The following is an 18,979-nucleotide window of genomic DNA, read 5'->3' as shown; positions in this document are numbered from 1 at the left end:
ATGACCATCGGACTCACCCAGGAGCACCTCGACCTGCGCGACGCCGTACGCGCCTTCGCGAACCGGCACATCACCGAGGACACCCTCCGAGCGGCGGCCGACGCCGACAAGGAGACCCTCCCCGCCCACTGGAGCGGCCTGGCCGGCCAGGGCCTGCTCGGGCTGCACCTGCCGGAGGAGGACGGCGGCGCCGGGTACGGGCTCGTCGAACTCGCCGTCGTCACCGAGGAGCTGGGCCGCGCGACAGCCCCCGGGCCCTTCCTGCCGACGACACTCGCCTCGGCCGTTCTGCACGCCGCCGGACACCGCACTCACCTCGCCGCGCTCGCCGCCGGCAGCACGCTCGGCGCGGTCGGACTCGCCCCCGGCACCCTCGCCCTGACCCGCGCGGCGGACGGCACCGTCACCGTCACCGGGACCTCGGAGCTCGTCATCGGCGGACAGCTCGCCGACGTGTTCGTGCTGCCCGCGTCGGACGAGGGCCGGACCGCCTGGCTGGTGCTGCCCCGCGCCGCCGTGGAGACCACCGACGTCCGCAGTCACGACCTCACCCGCCGCTCGGCCCGGGTGACCGTACGCTCGCTGGCGGTCCCCGCCGTCGACCTGCTGGACCTCGACCCACGGGTCCCGCGGGACCTCGCCGCGACGCTGTTCGCCGCGGAGTCCGCCGGCCTCGCCGACCGCTGCGTGAGCACCGCCGCACAGTACGCGGGCGTCCGGGAGCAGTTCGGCCGGCGCATCGGCCAGTTCCAGGGCGTCAAGCACCGCTGCGCACGCATGCTCGCCCGGGCCGAACAGGCCCGCGCCTGCGCCTGGGACGCCGCCCGCGCGCACGACGTCGTGGACCGGGCGGAGGCCTCGCTGGCTGCCGCGGTCGCGGCGGCGGTCGGTGTCGACGCGGGTTTCTCCGTCGCCAAGGACTGCATCCAGGTGCTCGGCGGCATCGGCTTCACCTGGGAGCACGACGCACACCTCGCACTGCGCCGCGCCCAGACCCTCCGGATCACACTGGGCCCGGCCGCCGCCTGGCGCCGCCGCGTCGCCCGCCTCACCCTGGACGGCACCCGCCGCACCCTGAGCGTGGAGCTGCCGGCCGAGGCCGAAACCGTACGCGAGCACATCCGCGCCGAACTGCGCCGCGCCGCGGCCCTGGACGGCAAGGACCGGCTCACCCACCTCGCCGACCACGGCTACACCGCACCCCACCTGCCGGCTCCCTGGGGCAAGGGCGCGGGACCGGTGGACCAGCTCGTCATCGCCGAGGAGCTCGGGGCCGCCGGCCTCGCCCCCGTCGACATGATCATCGGCGGCTGGGTGGTGCCCACGATCATCGCCCACGGCGACCCGGCCCAGCAGGAACGCTTCCTCGCGCCGAGCCTGCGCGGCGACATCCGCTGGTGCCAGCTGTTCAGCGAACCGGGCGCGGGATCCGACCTCGCCGGACTCACCACCCGCGCCGAGAAGGTGGACGGCGGCTGGCGGATCACCGGGCAGAAGGTGTGGACGTCCATGGCCCGGGACGCCCACTGGGGCGTCCTGCTCGCCCGTACCGACGCCGGCGTGCCCAAGCACAAGGGCATCTCCTACTTCCTCCTCGACATGACGAGCCCCGGAATCGACATCCGGCCGCTGCGGCAGATCACCGGGGACGCCGAGTTCAACGAGGTCTTCCTCGACGGCGTGTTCATCCCCGACGAACTGCTCGTCGGCGCCCCGGGCGCCGGCTGGAAGCTCGCCAGGACGACGCTCGCCAACGAACGCGTCGCCCTCTCCCACGACTCGGTCGGCTCCGGCGCCGAGGCGCTGCTGGAGATCGCCGCGGCGTCGGAAGGCCTCGACGACGAACGGCTCAGCACGCTCGGCGGCCATCTCTGCGACGCCCAGACCGGTGGCGTCCTCGCCCTGCGCACCACCTTGCGCACCGTGTCAGGGCAGCAGCCCGGCGCCGAGGCGTCCGTCGCCAAACTGCTCGGCGTCGAACACCAGCAGCAGGTCTGGGAGACCTGCATGGACTGGCAGGGCACCGCCGCGCTCACCGGTGAGGGCGAACGCCTCGATGCCACCTGGCAGTTCCTCAACGCCCGCTGCCTTTCCATCGCGGGCGGCACGACGGAGATCCAGCTGAACATCATCGGCGAGCGCATGCTCGGCCTGCCCCGTGACCCCGAGCCCACCGAGAAAGGCTGACCATGTCCATCGACCGCGACAAGGCGCTGACCGCGGACCCTTCCGTCCGCGAGATCCACTGGACCACCCGTGACGTGCTCCTGTACCACCTGAGCCTGGGCGCCGGCGGAGACGCGGCCACCGGGCCCGAGCTGCACCTCACGTACGAGAACGGACTCGGCGTGCTGCCCACCTTCGCGATGGTGGCGGGCTCCGGCATCTCGGCCGGTGAGGCGGACCCGCCGGGCCTTCACCTGCCCGGCATCGACATCGACCTGCGGGCCGTGCTCCACGCGGGCCAGGGCCTGGAGGTCCACCGGCCGCTGCCGGCCTCGGGCACCGCCACGCTCACCTCACGCGTCGCCGAACTGTGGGACAAGGGCAAGGCCGCCCTCATCGTCCTGGAGTCCGCCGCCACGGGCCCGGACGGCGAACCGCTGTGGACCTCCACCACCCGCATCTGGGCGCGCGGCGAGGGCGGCTTCGGCGGAGAGCCGGGCCCGGCGGAGGAACCGGCGGCGCCGGACCGTCCGGCCGACGCCCTGCTCATCTCCACCACCACGCCCCAACAGGCCTTGTTGTACCGGCTCAACGGCGACCTCAACCCGCTCCACGCCGACCCGGCCTTCGCGCGGGCAGCCGGCTTCGACCGGCCGATCCTGCACGGGCTCGCCTCGTACGGCCTCCTCTGCAAGGCCCTCGTCGACGGTCTCCTCGACGGCGACGTCACCCGGCTCACCGCCCTCACCGTGCGCTTCGCCGGCCCCCTCGTCCCCGGTGAGTCCCTCGCCACCTCCGTATGGCGTGAGGAACCGGCAGGCGACGGTACGCGGCGGCTCGTGCTGCACGCCGGCTGCCCCGAACGCGACGGCTCGCCCGTGCTCACCCACGCCACGGCGACGGTGACGGCATGAGCGGCCTCCGGCACCAGAGCGATGCGGACACGGCACCGGTCACCGGCCCCCGGCTGGTCGCCGAACCGCACAAGGACGGCGTCGACGTGGCGGTCGCCGCGGCCCGCCGGGTGGTCACCGCCCTGCTGCGCGCGGGCGACGGCACCGGCGCGGACATGAACGAGATCGCCGCCCGCCTCGACGCCGTCGCCGACGGACTCGGCGCGAAGGCGCCCCCCATGGGCGACCGCCTCGCCGAGATGTGGCGCGGCGAGGGCGTCACCCGGCACGACCCCGTCACCGGCCCCGAGAACGCCCTGGCGCCGCCGCTGCACCTGCACGGCAAGGAGGACGGCTCCGTCGAAGGCGTCGTCACGCTCGACCTGCCCTACCAGGGACCGCCCGGCCATGTGCACGGCGGGATCTCGGCGCTGCTCCTCGACCACACGCTGGGGGTGGCCAACCACTGGGGCGGGCCGTCCGGGATGACGGCGGAACTGACCCTGCGCTATCTGCGGCCCACCCCGCTGTTCGAGCCGCTGACGGTCATCGGGCGCCAGATCTCGGTGGAGGGTTCGCGGATCCGTACCGTCGGCGAGATCCGGGCCGGCGGCCGCACCTGCGTCACCGCGGAAGGTCTGTTCATCAACAAGCAGCTTCCCCGGCCGAGTTGAGGAGCACCGAGTGACGGGAAACCTGGAAGGCAAGGTCGCGCTGATCACCGGCGCCGGGCAGGGCGTCGGTCAGGGCATCGCCCTGGCTCTCGCCGCCGAAGGAGCTTCGGTGGCCGTCCTCGGGCGGACCGCGGCGAAACTGGAGGCAACCTGTGAACTGCTGCGCGAACGGGGCGTGAAGGCCGAGCCGTTCGTCCTCGACGTACGCGAGACGGACCGGATCCCGGCCGTGGTGGAGGACGTCGCGGAGCGCTTCGGCTCCCTCGGCATCCTGGTCAACAACGCCTACTCCGGCTGCTACGGACCGCTCCTGTCGCTCAGCGACGAGGAGTTCCGCCGAGGCTTCGTCAGCGCCCCGTTCGCGGCCTTCGCCTTCATGAAGGCCGCCCATCCGTACCTGAAGCGCGACGGCGGCGGAAGCGTCATCAACCTCGTCACCTCCGCCATGGTCCGCTGGGACCTGAGCACGTACGGGGCCTACGCGGCGGCCAAGTCGGCCCTGCGTTCCCTGACCAGGACCGCCGCCAACGAGTGGGGCCGCGACGGCATCCGGGTCAACGCGATCGCTCCGCACGCCGTGTCACCCGCCTACGCGGGCTGGCAGGCCGCCCACCCCGAGGAGGCCGCGGAGTTCTGCGCGTCCATCCCGCTCGGGTACGTCGGCGACTGCGAGCAGGACATCGGCCGGGCCGTGGCGATGCTGTGCGGCCCGGACGCCCGCTATCTGACGGGCGCCACCGTGCCCCTCGACGGGGGCCAGGCCAACTTCGGCTGAGGCCCCTCCCGGTCAGCGGGACGGCCCGGCCCGGGCCGTCCCGCCCGGGGCTAGCGTCGCCACGCCGGGCGCCACGATCACCACGGGACGCGCCGCGGCCACCACGGGACGCGCCGCCACCAGCACGGGAGACGCCGCGCGCCCCGCCCCCGTAACCACACCGGCAGACCCGGCCACCGGGTGAGAGGGACCGACGTTGCCACACGAGACGATTGCCGACCTGCTGCTCGCCAGGGCCGGGGACGACCACCCGGGCCTGCTGACCCGTGAACGGTCCTGGACCTGGGGACAGGTCGTCGAGGAGAGCGCGGCCCGCGCCGCCTGGGCCAGGAGACTGCGGACCGACGGGCCGTTCCACATCGGCGTACTCCTGGACAACGAACCCGAGTACGTCTTCTGGCTGGGCGCCGCGGCCCTCGCGGGCGCGGCCGTCGTGGGCATCAACCCCACCCGGCGCGGCGCCGAACTGGAGCGGGAGGTACGGCACACCGACTGCCAGGTGATCGTCACCGACCGGGCGGGCGCCGCCCTGCTCGACGGACTGGACATCGGCGTCGGCCGGGACCGCTTCCTCGTCGTCGACGCACCGCAGTACGCGGACCGCCTCGCCACCCAACCCCGCCGGCCCGCCCCGGACCCCGAGGTCACCGCCACCACACGGATGCTGCTGCTCCTGACCTCCGGCACGACCGGCACGTCCAAGGCGGCGCTCTGCTCGCAGGGCCGGCTCGCCGCGCTCGGCGCCGCCAACAGCGCCAAGTACGACGTCACCCGCGAGGACGTCTGCTACTGCCCGATGCCGCTGTTCCACGGCAACGCACTGATGGCGCTGTGGGCCCCCGCCCTGTCCGCCGGCGCCACGATCGCGCTCACCCGCAAGTTCTCCGCCTCCGGGTTCCTCCCCGACGTGACCCACTTCGGCGCCACCTTCTTCACCTACGTCGGCAAGGCGATCGGCTACATCCTGGCCCGCCCCGAGACCCCGGGCGACGCCGACAACCGGCTCACCCACGCCTTCGGCACCGAGGCCTCGCCGGAGGACGCGGCCCGCTTCCTGGAGCGCTTCGGCTGCCGTCTCGTCGAGGGCTACGGCTCCAGCGAGGGCGCCGGCATGCTCAGGCGGGTCCCCGACGCGCCCACGGGCGCGCTCGGCATGCCCGCCCGGGACGGCGTCCGCATCGTGCACCCCACGGACCGGACCACCTGCCCGCCCGCCGTGCTCGACGCCTACGGCAGGGTGCGGAACCCGGAGGAGGCCATCGGCGAGATCGTCGACACCGAGGGCGCCGCCCGGTTCGAGGGCTACTACAACAACGAGGCCGCGAACGCCGAACGCGTCCGGCACGGCTGGTACTGGACCGGCGACCTCGGATACGTGGACGAGGCCGGCTACTTCTACTTCGCGGGCCGCTCCGGCGACTGGATCCGCGTCGACGGCGAGAACATCTCGGCCCTGCTCACCGAACGCATCCTGCGCAGGCACCCCGGTGTCGTGGCCGCCGGAGTGTTCGGCGTACCCGACCCCCGCTCCGGCGACCAGGTCATGGCCGCCGTCGAGATCGCCGGGGGCGCCCGCTTCGACGACCTGGACCTGCCGGCCTTCCTGGAGCTCCAGGAAGACCTGGGCACCAAGGGGGCCCCGCGCTTCGTCCGCGTCTCCCACGCGCTGCCGACCACCGGGTCCAACAAGCTGCGCAAGAAGGAGATGCAGCTCGACGGCTGGCGCACCGACGACCCGGTCTACCGCTGGGCAGGCCGGGGCCGGCCCGCGTACGCGCCGATGACCGTCGCGGAGAAGGCCGCGCTGCGCGCCGAGTTCGAGGCCAACGGGCGTGCGCGTTTCCTTCCCTGACGCATCGTCAAAAACTAGCGGTAGCGAGCGAGGAGAACCACACATGCAACTGCGCGAGAGCGCCGCGCACCAGGAGCTGCGGCGGGAACTGCGAGCGTACTTCGCGGGTCTGATGCCCGAGGACGAACGCCGCCGCGTCGGTGAGGAGGGCGTGGGCGGCGACCGCTTCCGGGAGGTCGTCAAAAGGCTCGGTTCCGATGGCTGGCTCGGCATCGGCTGGCCCACCGAGTACGGCGGCCAGGGACGCTCGGTGGAGGACCAGTACGTCTTCTTCGACGAGGTCCAACGGGCCGGTCTGCCCTTCCCGTTCGTCACCGTCAACACCGTCGGTCCGACGCTGATGGCGTACGGCTCCGAGGAGCACCGCAAGCGGTTCCTGCCGGGCATCCTCTCCGGCGACATCGTCTTCGCGATCGGCTACACGGAGCCCGGCGCGGGCACCGACCTGGCCTCGCTGACCACCCGCGCGGTCCGGGACGGCGACACCTACGTCGTCGACGGCAGCAAGATCTTCACCAGTGGCGCCAACACCGCCGACTACGTCTGGCTCGCCGCCCGTACCGACCCGGACGCCCCCAAGCACAAGGGCATCTCCATCCTGATCGTGCCCACCGCCGACGACGGCTTCTCCTGGAGCCCCATCCGGACCGTCGGCGGCATGGTCGTCACCGCGACGTACTACAGCGGGGTGCGCGTCCCGGCCGCCGACGTGGTCGGCGAGGCGGACGGCGGCTGGCGGCTGATCACCGCCCAGCTGAACCACGAACGCATCGGACTCGCCGCCCTCGGCGGCCGCATGATCCAGCTGTGGGAACGGGTCCTGGACTGGGCCCGGGACAACGGCACGGCCGACATCCCCTGGGTACGGCAGGAGTTCGCGCGCACGTACGCCCGGCTGGAGGCGATGCGGCTGATGAACTGGAAGATGACGTCCGCCGTCGCCCACGACGCCCTGACCGGAGCGGACGCGGGAGCCGCCAAGGCCTACGGAACCGAGACCCACATCGCCGTCCAGCGCGGGCTCACCCAGATCCTCGGCGCCGCCGGCCGCATCCGGCCCGAGTCGCCGGGCGCGGTCCTCGCCGGACAGGTCGAACAGCTCTCCCGCCAGGGCATCGTGAACACCTTCGGCGGCGGCGTCAACGAGATCCTGCGCGACATGGTCGCGACCCAGGGACTCGGGCTGCCGCGCAAGGGGCGTGGCGCATGACCGGGACCGCCGGGCAGACCGGGCCGGGGTACGAGGAGCGCCTCCAGTCGTTCGCCGGGCGCGAACTGCGGGCCACCACCCCGGGACAGGACCCCGTCAACCAGCCGATGATCCGGCACTGGGCCGAGGCGATGGGGGACACCAACCCGGTGTACACCGACGCCGAAGCGGCCCGCGCCACCGGCCGCGAGGCAGTGGTGGCACCCGCGTCGATGGTCCAGGCGTGGACGATGCGCGGATACGCGGCGACCGCCGGCCCGCCGGAGGGCGCCGCATGCGGCTTCGACGAGCTCGTCGCCACGCTCGACGAGGGCGGCTACACCTCCGTGGTCGCGACCGACTCGGAGTTCACCTTCCTGCGGGAGCTGGTCCCGGGGGACCACATCGCCGTCCGCGAGCGTGTCGAGTCGGTCTCGGCGGAGAAGCGGACGGGCCTGGGCACCGGACGGTTCGTCACCACGCTCAAGACGTACACCGACCAGCGGGGCGAGACGGTCGCCACCCAGCGGTGGCGCACCCTGAGGTTCCGGCCCGCGCCCGCGCCCGAAGCCGCGCCGGCCCTGCGCCCGCGCCCCGCCGTCAACCGTGACAACGCCTTCTTCTTCGAGGGAGCGCGAGCGCACCGGCTGCTCGTGCAGCGCTGCGCCACCTGCGCCGTGCTGCGCCACCCGCCGGGGCCGTGCTGCCCCGAGTGCGGGTCGCTGGAGTGGGACACCGTCGAGGCCGCCGGCCACGGCCGGGTCCACAGCTTCGTCGTGAACCACCACCCACGGCACCCCGCCTTCGACTCCCCCTACCTCGTCGCCCTCGTCGAACTCGCCGAAGGCACCAGGCTCATCACCAACCTGACCGGTGTCGCCCCCGGCGACGTCACGATCGGTATGCCCGTGGTCCTCGACTGGCTCGACGCCGACCCCGAACTGACCCTGCCGGTGTTCCGGCCCGCCCCGACGGAGGCGCCCTGATGGATTTCTCCCTGGGAGAAGAGCTCGAAGCGGTCCGCGACCTGGCCCGCGAGATCCTCACCGACCGCGTCACCCCCGAGCGGCTGCGTGAGGTCGAGACCTCGGCCGGCCGCGTGGACGAGGAACTGTGGGCGGACCTCGCCAGGGCCGGGCTGCTCGCGGCCGTCCTGCCCGAACCGGACGACGGGGCGGGACTCGGCATGGCCGGGCTCTGCGTCCTCCTGGAGGAACAGGGCCGCCACGTCGCCCCGGTGCCGCTCTGGCCCGCGCTGACCGGCGCGCTCGCCGTGGCGGCGTACGGAACGGTCGCGCAGCGGACACGGCTCCTGCCCGGCCTCATGGACGGTACGGACCGGCTGACCGTCGCCCTGGAGGAGTTCGGCCCCGCCGAACCCCTGGCGCCCCGCGCGGCCGCGGTCGCCGACGGACCGGGGTGGCGGGTCAGCGGGGTCAAGGCCGTGGTGCCCGCTCCCGCCGGGGCGGGGCACGTCCTGGTGACGGCGGCGACGGGGAGCGGGCCCGGCCTCTTCCTCGTCGCCTCGGACGCGACGGGCGTGAGCTGGGAGTACGCGCAGACCACGAGCCACGACATGAGCGCCCACCTGACCCTGCGCGACGCCCCCGCCGAGGCCGTCGGCACACCGGGCGGCGGGGCCGTCGCCCACCTCGTGCGCAACGCCTTCATCGCTCTGGCCGCCGTCCAGACCGGCGTCGCCGACGGTGCGCTGGCCCACGCGGCCGGGCATCTGCGCGAGCGCGAACAGTTCGGCCGTCCGCTCGCCACGTTCCAGGCCGTCCAGCACCAGCTCGCCGACTGCTACATCGACATCGAGGCGATGCGGGTCACGCTCTGGCAGGCCGTCGACTCGACCGCGGAGCCCTTCGACGCGCCGAGCGCCGACCGGGCCGCCACGGTCGCCAAGTGGTGGGCCACCGAAGGCGGACTGAACACCGTGCACCGCGTCCAGCACGTGCACGGCGGCATCGGCGTCGACACCGACTACCCGGTGCACCGGCACTTCCTGTGGGGCAAGCAGATCTCCACCACCCTGGGCGGCGCGGGCGCCGACCTCGAACGCCTCGGAGCCCTGCTCACCGGCGCGGCGGTGAGCTCATGACCGCGGCCCCGGGCAGCCTCCCGCCCTCCCGTACCTACACCTCGGTGGCCGTCGGCGACGTACTCCCCGAGCTGCCGGTCCCGGTCACCCGCACCCTGATCGTCGCCACGGCCCTCGCCGGCCGCGACTACCAGGATGTGCACCACGACCCCGAACTGGCGCGGGCACGCGGCTCCAAGGACATCTTCATGAACATCCTGACCAGCAACGGGCTCGTCGACCGGTACGTCACCGGCTGGGCCGGCCCCGCCTGTGTCGTCAAGGCCATCCGGATCAGGCTCGGTGCCCCCAACCACCCCGGCGACACGATGGTGCTCACCGGAACGGTGACCGCGAAGTCGGACGCCGGCCGCCGCGTCGAGATCGCGGTCACGGGCGCCAACAGCCTGGGTGCCCATGTCACCGGGAGCGTCTCGGTGCAGCTTCCGGAGGAGGACCGATGAGCGCCGTACCGCTGTCGGGTGCCGCGGCCGTGGCAGGCATCGGCGCCACCGAGTTCTCCAAGAACTCCGGCCGCAGCGAACTCCAGCTCGCCTGCGAGGCGGTGCTCGCCGCTGTCGCGGACGCGGGTCTGCGACCGTCCGACGTGGACGGGCTCGTCACCTTCACCGCGGAGACCAACGCCGAGAACCACGTGGCCCGCAACACCGGCATGGGCGATCTGACGTTCTTCTCCCGCATCGGGTACGGCGGCGGAGCCGGCTGCGCCACCGTGCAGCAGGCGGCCATGGCCGTGGCCACCGGGATCGCCGATGTGGTGGTCTGCTACCGGGCGTTCAACGAGCGCTCCGGCGAGCGCTACGGGCTCGGCCAGGCGGCCCGCCCCATGGACACCACCGCGGACCGGGCGGCCTACGCCTGGATGACCCCTTTCGGGCTGAGCACCCCGGCCCAGTGGGTGGCCATGTTCGCCCGCCGCTATCTGCATGAGTACGGTGCCACCACGGACGATTTCGGCCGGGTCGCCGTGGTCGACCGCAAGCACGCCGCGAACAACCCGGCCGCCTGGTTCCACGGCCGCCCCATCACCCTCCAGGACCACCGGGACTCCCGCTGGATCGCCGAACCGCTGCGGCTGCTGGACTGCTGCCAGGAGACCGACGGCGGCCAGGCCCTCGTGATCGTCTCCGCCGACCGCGCCCGCGACCTCCCGCACCCGCCCGCGATGATCCGCTCCGCCGCCCAGGGCCTCGGCGCCGACCAGCACATGATGACCAGCTACTACCGGCCGACGATCACCGGAATCCCCGAAATGGGTCTGGTCGGACGACAGTTGTACGCGCAGAGCGGCCTCGGGCCCGACGACATCGACGCGGCCGTGCTCTACGACCACTTCACTCCGCTGGTCCTTCCCCAACTGGAGGAACTGGGCTTCTGCAAGCCCGGCGAGGCGAAGGACTTCATCGCCGACGGCCATCTGGAGCTCGGCGGCCGGCTGCCCTTCAACACGCACGGCGGGCAGCTCGGCGAGGCGTATCTGCACGGCATGAACGGCATCGCCGAGGGGGTCAGGCTGGTCCGTGGCACCTCGGTGAACCAGCCGGACAGGGCCGAACACGTCATGGTCACCGCCGGAACCGGGGTGCCCACCAGCGGCCTGATCCTGGGAGTTGACCGATGACCGCGTCCCCGTGGCAGGGCCGTGCGCTCGGCACCCGTACCGTCTCCTGGACCGAGCGGGACGCGATCCTGTACGCGCTCGCGGTCGGCGCCCCCGCCGACCGGCTCGACCTCGTGTACGAGGAGCGGCTGCGGGTGCTGCCGACCTTCGCGCTGACCCTGGCCCAGTGGGCGCCCGACGCGCTCGGTGCGCTGGGCGCCTTCGATGTCACCACGGCCGTGCACGGCAGCCAACACCTGTGCGTGCACGGTCCGTTGGGGCCCTCCGGCGAGCTGACCACGACGGCCCGGGTCTCCGCAGTCCGGGACAAGGGCGCGGCCGCCGTGTTCGACGTCGAGGTGTCCTGCGAACGGTTCACGGCAACCTGGTCGATCTTCGCTCCGGGCCGCGGAGGCTTCGGCGGCGACCGCGGCCCGTCCGCCCCGCGCCGCCCGGACCGCCCGGCCGAACACGCCCTCACCGTCGCCACGCACGCCCGGCAGGCGGCCCTCTACCGGCTGCTCGGCGACCGTCACGCCATGCACATCGACCCCGGGGCGGCGAAGGCGGCCGGGATGGACCGGCCGTTCCTGCACGGCCTGTGCACGCTCGCCGCGAGCCTGCTGCCGCTGGCCGGCGCACTCGGGGTCCATCCGGCCGAGCTGACCGAACTGGAGGCCCGGTTCGCCGCACCGGCCTTTCCCGGCGACCGGCTCGGCCTGGCCGGCTGGGCCGAGGACCCGGGCGACGGTGCCCCGGGCCGCCGTGGCGTGCGCTTCGAGGCGACGGCCGACGACGGCCGTGCGGTGCTCACCGGCGGCCGGGCCCGATTCCGCGCCACCACCCCCGACCGGACGGAGAACCCCGATGCTTGATCCCGCGCAGCGCGCCGAGGCCGCCGCGGTGCTGTGGGCCGCCCAGTGCGACCGCAGCCCGGTGGAGCCGCTCACCACCACCTGGCCGGGCATCGACGCGAGCGACGCCTACGAGATCCAGCTGATCAACATCCGCCGGCAACTGGCCGGCGGCCGCACCGTCCGGGGGCACAAGGTCGGCCTGTCCTCCAAGGTCATGCAGCAGATGATGGGCGTCGACGAGCCGGACTACGGCCATCTGCTCTCCGACATGGTGCTGCCCGAGGAGACGCCCGTCGAGGCGGACCGCTACTGCTACCCACGGATCGAGGTCGAGATCGGCTATGTGCTCGGCCGGAGCCTGCCGGGGGAGGGCTGCACCACCGAGGACGTCCTCGCGGCCACCGAGTACATCGTCCCGAGCCTCGAACTCATCGACAGCCGGATCAAGGACTGGCGGATCGGCCTCGCCGACACCGTCGCCGACAACGCCTCGTCCGCCGGCGTGATCCTGGGCTCTGCCCGCAGGCGTCCGGCCGAGCTGGACCCGGCCGACATCGAGGCGGTCCTGTACCGGGACGGGACGGAGATCGCCCGGGGCAACACCAGCGCCGTGCTCGGCGACCCCACCGAGGCCGTCGCCTGGCTGGCCCGCAAGGTCGCGTCGTTCGGGGTGCGCCTGGAGGCCGGCCATGTGATCCTTCCGGGCTCCTGCACCAAGGCCGTCGACGTGCGGCCGGGGGAGTCCTACCGGGCCGAATTCGCCGGGCTCGGGTCCGTCTCGGCCGGCTTCGTCCACTCAACGGGACACGACCCGGCCGAGAACTGAAATCAATACTAGTTTCGTGTGTGTGGCGCACCCCGGAGACGGTTCTCCGGGGTGCGCCCGCGTATCCAGCGGATCGACGGAACACGGAATGAGGCAGCATGAGCGCGACGCACACCCCCTCGGCGAAGACCCTTCAGGGGCGCACCGCCGTCGTCACCGGTGCAGGAGCGGGGCTCGGCCGCGCCGAGGCACTGGCACTCGCGGCGCTCGGCGCCGATGTCGTGGTGAACGACATCGGGCCGGCGGCCGACGACGTGGCCGCGGAGATCAAGGCGCTCGGCGCGGGGGCCGTGGCGGTGACCGGTGACGTCGGCGACTGGTCCATGGGCGACCGGCTGGTCGAGGCCGCCGTGGAGAGCTTCGGCAGCCTCGACATCGTCGTCAACAACGCGGGCGTCCTCCGCGACAAGATGCTGTTCAACCTCACCGAGTCCGACTGGGACGACGTTCTGCGGATCCACCTCAAGGGGCACGCCGCGGTCTCCCGCGCCGCGGCCGTCCACTGGCGCGCGGCGAGCAAGGCCTCCGGTGCCCCGGTCTACGGCCGCGTGATCAACACCTCGTCCGAGGCCTTCCTGTTCGGGTCCCCCGGCCAGCCGAACTACTCCGCCGCCAAGGCCGGCATCACCGCGCTGACCCTCGCCACCTCGCAGGGCCTGGCCCGCTACGGCGTACGCGCCAACGCGATCTGTCCCCGGGCCCGCACCGCGATGACGGCCGAGGCCTTCGGCGAGGGCTCGACCGCACCGGGAGGACTCGACATCATGGCCCCCGAGCGCGTGGCCACCCTCGTCGGGCACCTGGCCTCACCGGCCGCCGACGAGATCAACGGGCAGGTCTTCGTCGTCTACGGCGACATGGTCGCGCTGCTCGCGCCGCCCACCGTGGAGCAGAAGTTCACCGCCGCGGACGGCACCTTCACACCGGCCGAACTCGACGCGCAGCTGACCGGGTACTTCCGTGGCCGCGACCCGCACCGGACCTACGCCGCCTACAGCGTCGCCGGACTCGACACGACGGGCACGCAGCAGGCCCGCTGAGGCGACGAGGAGACGGCGGACCCACTGAACCGGCGGGCGCGCCCGCCGGTTCGGCCGCGCACCGGGTTCAGCCGGCGTCCGTCTCCGGAGCGAGCAGGAGGTGGCAGGCCATCCGCAGATCGGCGTCGGCCTCCTGCGGGGTCAGCCGCTCGTTGAGCCGGGACTGCAACACCCCGTACCAGAGCAGGATCAGCAGCCGCAGACGGGTGATGTGGTGGTCCGTGGGCTCCTCCACACCCCAGGCCCGCACCAGCAGATCGATGAACCCCGAGTCGATGCGCGCCAGATCGGGGACCGTCGAGGCGCGGGCCGCGTTCGCCGACTGGATCATCGCCGTGGCGAGGGCCGGCCTGCGCAGCAGATTGCGCGTCGCGCTGCCCAGCGTCTCGAAGACGGCGTCCTCGGGCGAGGTGCCCGCCGGGCGCTTGGGCACCCTCGCGGCGAAGCCCTCGATCTGGTCGGCCATCAGCGCGGTGAACAGATGGGTCTTCGACGGGAAGTACCGGTACAGGGTGGCGATGGCGACGCCGGCGGACTTGGCGACCTCCTGCATCTGCACCCGTTCGAGCCCCGTCGTGGCGGCGATGTCCGCCGCCACCTTCAGGATGCTCTGACGGCGCGCGCGCTGCCGGGGCGAACTGGGCTCGGCCCCGGCCCTGGCCTCGGCGATTCTGGGCACGCACTCTCTCCCGGAGCTCGGTGGTGTCTACAGCTGCACCGACAATACGCCGGGCCCGGCCACGCGTCAGGTGCGCTCGCCCGCCGTACCGCTCAGCGGGACGGGACCCGCGGACCCCGGCCCCGGAGGGGTCTGCTGAGGAGGCACACCACCGAGCGGCAGGAGGGGTCATCCCATGCAGGACGGCCGGCAGGACTGGGACGCCACCCACGACGTGATCGTGGTCGGATCCGGGGCGGGAGCCATGACCGGGGCCCTGGTGGCCGCGGGCGACGGCCTCGACACGGTCGTACTGGAACGGACGGCGCTGCTCGGCGGCACCTCCGCCTACTCCGGGGCCGCCTGCTGGCTGCCTGGAACCCAGGTGCAGGAACGCGCCGGGCTCGGCGACTCCACCGAAGCGGCCGGCACCTACCTGCGCGCCCTCACCGGCGACGCCGAAGCGCCCCGCAGGACCGCCTTCCTGCGCCACGCCCCCGAACTCGTGAGCCGGCTCGAACGCGACCCCGCGATCGAGTTCGAGTGGCGCGCCTTCCCCGACTACGTGGCAGCCCCTGGCCGGATGGACGCCGGGCGCTCCTTCGTCCCGCTGGACCTGGACCCGGAGCTGCTCGGCGCGCTCCTGCCCCTGGTACGTCCGGCGGTCGACCGGGACCGTGCGGGACAGGGCCACCCCGCCGGCGCACCGCTGACCGCCGGCCGCGCCCTGATCGGCCGCCTCCTGCTCGCGGTCTCCCGCACCGGCAACGCGCTCGTCCGCACCGGGCACCACGTCACCGCTCTTGTCACCGAGGACGGCCGGGTCAGCGGCGTCGAGGCCCGCACTTCGCACGGCACGGTCCGGATACGGGCCCGCCGCGGCGTGCTGCTGGCCGCCGGCGGCTTCGAGGGCGATGACGTCCTGCGCACCGCGCACGGAGTGCCCGGCGGGGCGGCTTGGAGCATGGCGCCCCGCGGCACCAACACCGGCGAGCTGCTCGGCGCGGCCGTCGCGGCCGGCGCCGCCACCGGACTCATGGACGAGGCGTGGTGGTGCCCGGGCACCGAACTCCCGGACGGCTCCGCCGCGTTCACGCTCGGCCTGCGCGGCGGCCTGATGGTGGACGGCTCGGGGCGGCGGTTCGCCAACGAGTCGCTGCCGTACGACCGGATGGGCCGCGCCATCGCCGCTCACGGGAGTTCGGACGCGCCCGTCCACCTGATCTTCGATTCCCGCGAGGGCGGCTCGCTGCCCGCCATCACGGTGCCTCCCGCCGACCCGGCGGACCACCTGGCGGCCGGCACCTGGGTCCGGGCGGATTCGCTGCCGGAACTCGCCGCGCTCATCGGCGTGCCGGCCGGCACCCTGACGGACACCGTCGGCCGCTTCAACGGCTTCGCGGCCGCGGGGACCGACGAGGACCACCACCGCGGCGAGGACCCGTACGACCTGTTCTTCGCCGACCGGAGGAACGCCCCCGGACCCAACCCGTGCCTGGTCCCGCTCGACCGGCCGCCGTACTACGCGGCCCGGGTGGTCCTGGCCGACCTCGGCACCAAGGGCGGTCTGCGCACGGACGTGGACGCCCGCGTCCTGGACGCCGACGGCCGTCCGCTGGCCGGCCTGTACGCCGCCGGGAACACCAGCGCCTCGTTCACCGGTGGCGTCTATCCGGGGCCCGGCGTCCCCATCGGCACCGCCATGGTCTTCGCCTCCCTGGCCGTCCGGCACATGGCAGGGCAGCCCGCCGACGCCGTCTGACCGGCCCGGACCCGGGCATCCCGGCCAGTGGGATGCCCGGGGCGCGCCCACCGGGGAGCGCTCTACGGTCGCGGCACCGCGGCGGCCAGGACGGTCGAGGCACCGCGCCGAGGGCGGGAACAAGAGAGGTACTCCATGACCGACAAGAACGTGTACGGGCCCTGGGCGGTCGTCGCCGGCGGCTCCGAAGGAGTCGGCGCCTCGTTCGCCGGCCGGCTCGCCGACGCCGGGATCAACCTGGTGCTCATCGCCCGCAAGCCGGGCCCCCTGAACGAGACCGCCGAGAAGCAGCGCGCCAAGGGCGTCGAGGTCCGCACGCTCGAACTGGACCTGCTCGACCCCGGAGCCCTGGCCGCGATCCGTACGGTCACCGACGGCCTCGAGGTCGGTCTGCTGATCTTCAACGCGGGAGCCAACAGCTACGGCCACGAGTTCGTCACCGGCGACCTGGCCCGCGTCCAGGGTGTCCTCGACCTCAACATCACCGCGCAACTGGCCCTCACCCACCACTTCGGTGCCCTGATGAAGGAGCGCGGGCGGGGCGGCATCATGCTGGTCGGCTCGCTCTCCGGATACCTCGGCCAGGCGCAGATCAGCATCTACTCGGCGGCCAAGGCCTTCAGCCGGGTCTTCGCCGAGGGCCTCTGGCTGGAACTCCGGCCGCACGGTGTGCACGTCCTCGAGCTCGTCCTCGGAGTGACCCGGACCCCCGCCATGGAGCGCGCCGGACTGCGCATGGACCTGCCCGGTCTTCGGGTCGCGGAACCGGACGACGTCGCCCGTGAAGGGCTGGAACACCTCGCCGACGGCCCCGTTCTGGTCGCCGGCGGCAATGCGGCGGCCGCGGAGAAGCGCAGCGGGTTCCCCCGGGCCGATCTCGCCCTCGCCGCACATGAAGCATCCAAGAAGATGCTGCCGCCGTCCTCCTGACGACCAATCACTTCCTGTCCGCGCTGGCCGTCCGTCCCCTCCCGGAGAGCAGATGAGCGAAACCGAGCACCCTTCCACCCTTCCCGGCGCCCTCGACCTCGCCGCGCGGCTCCACCCCGGCAGGGAAGCGGTCGTGGACGGTGACGTGCGGCTGACCTGGGCCCAACTGCACGCGGCGGTACGCGCGGCCGTGAAATCGCTCGTCGCGCTCGGCATCCGGCCCGGCGACCGGATCGCCCTGTGGGCGCCCAACAGCCACCACTGGATCACCGCCGCACTCGCCACCACATCGGCGGGCGCGGTGCTGGTCCCCGTCAACACCCGCTACAAGGGTGCCGAGGCGCGTCTGCTCCTGCAACGCAGCGGTGCACGCCTGCTGTTCGTCGAGAACGGCTTCCTCGGCAAGGACTACGTGTCCATGCTGGCCACCGGGGAGGAGGGCGCCGCGGAGCCCCGTCCGGCCGCGCTGGAACACGTGGTGACCCTCGACGCCGCCACCCCGCCCGGCACCCTGCCCTGGGAGGAGTTCCTGGCGCGCGGCGCACACGTCCCGGACGCCGAGGCCACGGCCCGTACCGCCGCCGTCCACCCCGACGACCCCTGCGACCTGCTCTTCACCTCGGGTACGACGGGCCGCCCCAAGGGCGCCCTGACCACGCACCGGCAGAACCTCGCCACCTACTGGGCCTGGAGCGGCCGGACCGGAGTCACCGGCGACGACCGCTACCTCGTCATCAACCCGATGTTCCACTGCTTCGGCTACAAGGCCGGCGTACTCGCGTGCCTGCTGCGCGGCGCCACGATGGTGCTGCAGCCGGTGTTCGACGTGGACCGGGCGCTGCGCACGGTCGAGTCCGAGCGGATCACCGTACTGCCCGGCCCGCCCACGATCTACACGGAACTGCTGGACGCGCCCGGCCGGGACCGTTTCGACCTGTCGTCGCTGCGGCTGGCGGTGACCGGTGCGGCCGTCGTCCCGGTCGCTCTCGTGCGGCGGATGCGCGCCGAACTGTTCCCCGAGGTCCTCACCGCGTACGGACTGACCGAGACCTGCGGCACCGTCACCGTGTGCTCGGCGGACGACGACGCCGAGACCGTGGCGCTGACCGCCGGCCGCCCCATCGACGGCACCGAGGTCCTCGTCGCCGACGGCGGCCGGGGCCCGCTGCCGGCCGGGCAGGACGGCCGGATCCTGGTCCGCGGCTACCACGTGATGCACGGATACCTCGACGATCCCGAGGCCACCGCGGCGGCGATCGACGCCGACGGCTGGCTGGACACCGGCGACATCGGCCACCTCGACCCCCGCGGCAATCTGGTGGTCACCGGACGGTCCAAGGAGATGTTCGTGGTCGGCGGGTTCAACGTCTATCCGGCCGAGGTCGAGCAGGTGCTCGCCGGCCACGACGCCGTCGCCGAGGCCGCCGTGATCGGCGTCCCCGACGCCCGGCTCGGTGAGGTCGGCCGCGCGTACGTGACGGTCCGGCCGGGCACCGGAACGGCGCCGGACGAGCTCGTCGGCCACTGCCGCGAGCGGCTCGCCAACTTCAAGGTCCCCCGCGAGGTCGTCATCCTCGGGGCCCTTCCCCGCAATGCCACCGGAAAGGTGGACAAGACCGTCCTGCGGACGGTCTGACCGACACGCCTCACCGG

General features: G+C 73.2%; 17 protein-coding genes. 16 read left to right on the top strand and 1 reads right to left on the bottom strand.

Annotated elements, in window-relative coordinates; genetic code table 11:
* The 13 genes from ACIQMX_RS25385 (at window position 1) to ACIQMX_RS25325 (ending at window position 13,976) form a co-directional block, all read left to right on the top strand.
* Window positions 1-2,187 (top strand): acyl-CoA dehydrogenase, encoded by a 2,187-nt coding sequence (locus tag ACIQMX_RS25385; RefSeq protein ID WP_402481355.1) that lies wholly within the window; start codon window positions 1-3, stop codon window positions 2,185-2,187.
* Window positions 2,188-2,189: 2 nt separating this feature from the next.
* Window positions 2,190-3,080: a MaoC/PaaZ C-terminal domain-containing protein gene (locus ACIQMX_RS25380; RefSeq protein ID WP_363070643.1), complete on the top strand. Its 891-nt coding sequence runs from the start codon at window positions 2,190-2,192 to the stop codon at window positions 3,078-3,080.
* Window positions 3,077-3,733: a PaaI family thioesterase gene (locus tag ACIQMX_RS25375; protein WP_402481353.1), complete on the top strand. Its 657-nt coding sequence runs from the start codon at window positions 3,077-3,079 to the stop codon at window positions 3,731-3,733. Before ACIQMX_RS25380 ends, ACIQMX_RS25375 begins: the two co-directional genes overlap by 4 nt.
* 10 nt (window positions 3,734-3,743) lie before the next feature.
* Window positions 3,744-4,508, top strand: a complete 765-nt coding sequence (locus ACIQMX_RS25370) for an SDR family NAD(P)-dependent oxidoreductase (RefSeq protein WP_402481350.1) — start codon at window positions 3,744-3,746, stop codon at window positions 4,506-4,508.
* A 196-nt stretch (window positions 4,509-4,704) separates the two neighbouring features.
* Complete coding sequence (locus tag ACIQMX_RS25365; protein WP_402481347.1) at window positions 4,705-6,360, top strand: AMP-binding protein; 1,656 nt, start codon at window positions 4,705-4,707, stop codon at window positions 6,358-6,360.
* Window positions 6,361-6,403: 43 nt separating this feature from the next.
* The gene (locus ACIQMX_RS25360; protein ID WP_363070651.1) at window positions 6,404-7,570 is read left to right on the top strand and encodes an acyl-CoA dehydrogenase family protein; all 1,167 of its coding nucleotides are present in this window, start codon (window positions 6,404-6,406) and stop codon (window positions 7,568-7,570) included.
* Complete coding sequence (locus ACIQMX_RS25355; RefSeq protein ID WP_363070653.1) at window positions 7,567-8,535, top strand: MaoC family dehydratase N-terminal domain-containing protein; 969 nt, start codon at window positions 7,567-7,569, stop codon at window positions 8,533-8,535. The genes ACIQMX_RS25360 and ACIQMX_RS25355 overlap by 4 nt, the downstream gene beginning before the upstream one ends.
* On the top strand, window positions 8,535-9,653 hold the full coding sequence (locus tag ACIQMX_RS25350) for an acyl-CoA dehydrogenase family protein (RefSeq protein ID WP_363070655.1): 1,119 nt from the start codon (window positions 8,535-8,537) through the stop codon (window positions 9,651-9,653). The genes ACIQMX_RS25355 and ACIQMX_RS25350 overlap by 1 nt, the downstream gene beginning before the upstream one ends.
* On the top strand, window positions 9,650-10,096 hold the full coding sequence (locus ACIQMX_RS25345; RefSeq protein WP_363070657.1) for a MaoC family dehydratase: 447 nt from the start codon (window positions 9,650-9,652) through the stop codon (window positions 10,094-10,096). The genes ACIQMX_RS25350 and ACIQMX_RS25345 overlap by 4 nt, the downstream gene beginning before the upstream one ends.
* A complete protein-coding gene (locus ACIQMX_RS25340; RefSeq protein WP_402481342.1) occupies window positions 10,093-11,274 on the top strand; it encodes a lipid-transfer protein in 1,182 nt (393 codons plus the stop codon). Before ACIQMX_RS25345 ends, ACIQMX_RS25340 begins: the two co-directional genes overlap by 4 nt.
* On the top strand, window positions 11,271-12,128 hold the full coding sequence (locus tag ACIQMX_RS25335) for a MaoC/PaaZ C-terminal domain-containing protein (protein WP_402481339.1): 858 nt from the start codon (window positions 11,271-11,273) through the stop codon (window positions 12,126-12,128). Before ACIQMX_RS25340 ends, ACIQMX_RS25335 begins: the two co-directional genes overlap by 4 nt.
* The gene (locus tag ACIQMX_RS25330; protein ID WP_402481337.1) at window positions 12,121-12,936 is read left to right on the top strand and encodes a 2-keto-4-pentenoate hydratase; all 816 of its coding nucleotides are present in this window, start codon (window positions 12,121-12,123) and stop codon (window positions 12,934-12,936) included. The genes ACIQMX_RS25335 and ACIQMX_RS25330 overlap by 8 nt, the downstream gene beginning before the upstream one ends.
* Before the next feature lie 98 nt (window positions 12,937-13,034).
* A complete protein-coding gene (locus ACIQMX_RS25325) occupies window positions 13,035-13,976 on the top strand; it encodes a 3-oxoacyl-ACP reductase (protein WP_363070665.1) in 942 nt (313 codons plus the stop codon).
* 67 nt (window positions 13,977-14,043) lie between these two features.
* On the opposite strand, the gene ACIQMX_RS25320 is transcribed toward ACIQMX_RS25325, so the two are convergent.
* Window positions 14,044-14,655: a TetR family transcriptional regulator gene (locus ACIQMX_RS25320; RefSeq protein WP_402481334.1), complete on the bottom strand. Its 612-nt coding sequence runs from the start codon at window positions 14,653-14,655 to the stop codon at window positions 14,044-14,046.
* Window positions 14,656-14,830: 175 nt separating this feature from the next.
* Here ACIQMX_RS25320 and ACIQMX_RS25315 point away from each other — a divergent pair, with 175 nt between their 5' ends.
* The 3 genes from ACIQMX_RS25315 (at window position 14,831) to ACIQMX_RS25305 (ending at window position 18,962) form a co-directional block, all read left to right on the top strand.
* Window positions 14,831-16,396, top strand: a complete 1,566-nt coding sequence (locus ACIQMX_RS25315) for an FAD-dependent oxidoreductase (protein WP_363070669.1) — start codon at window positions 14,831-14,833, stop codon at window positions 16,394-16,396.
* Between the two features lie 135 nt (window positions 16,397-16,531).
* On the top strand, window positions 16,532-17,326 hold the full coding sequence (locus ACIQMX_RS25310; RefSeq protein WP_363070671.1) for an SDR family NAD(P)-dependent oxidoreductase: 795 nt from the start codon (window positions 16,532-16,534) through the stop codon (window positions 17,324-17,326).
* Window positions 17,327-17,378: 52 nt separating this feature from the next.
* Complete coding sequence (locus ACIQMX_RS25305; RefSeq protein ID WP_402481330.1) at window positions 17,379-18,962, top strand: FadD3 family acyl-CoA ligase; 1,584 nt, start codon at window positions 17,379-17,381, stop codon at window positions 18,960-18,962.
* Window positions 18,963-18,979 lie beyond the last annotated feature (17 nt).

Source organism: Streptomyces sp. NPDC091416 (assembly GCF_044756845.1).
GTDB lineage: Bacteria > Actinomycetota > Actinomycetes > Streptomycetales > Streptomycetaceae > Streptomyces.
The sequence above is the reverse complement of the archived record's forward strand: the minus strand, read 5'-3'. Positions and strand labels throughout refer to the sequence as shown.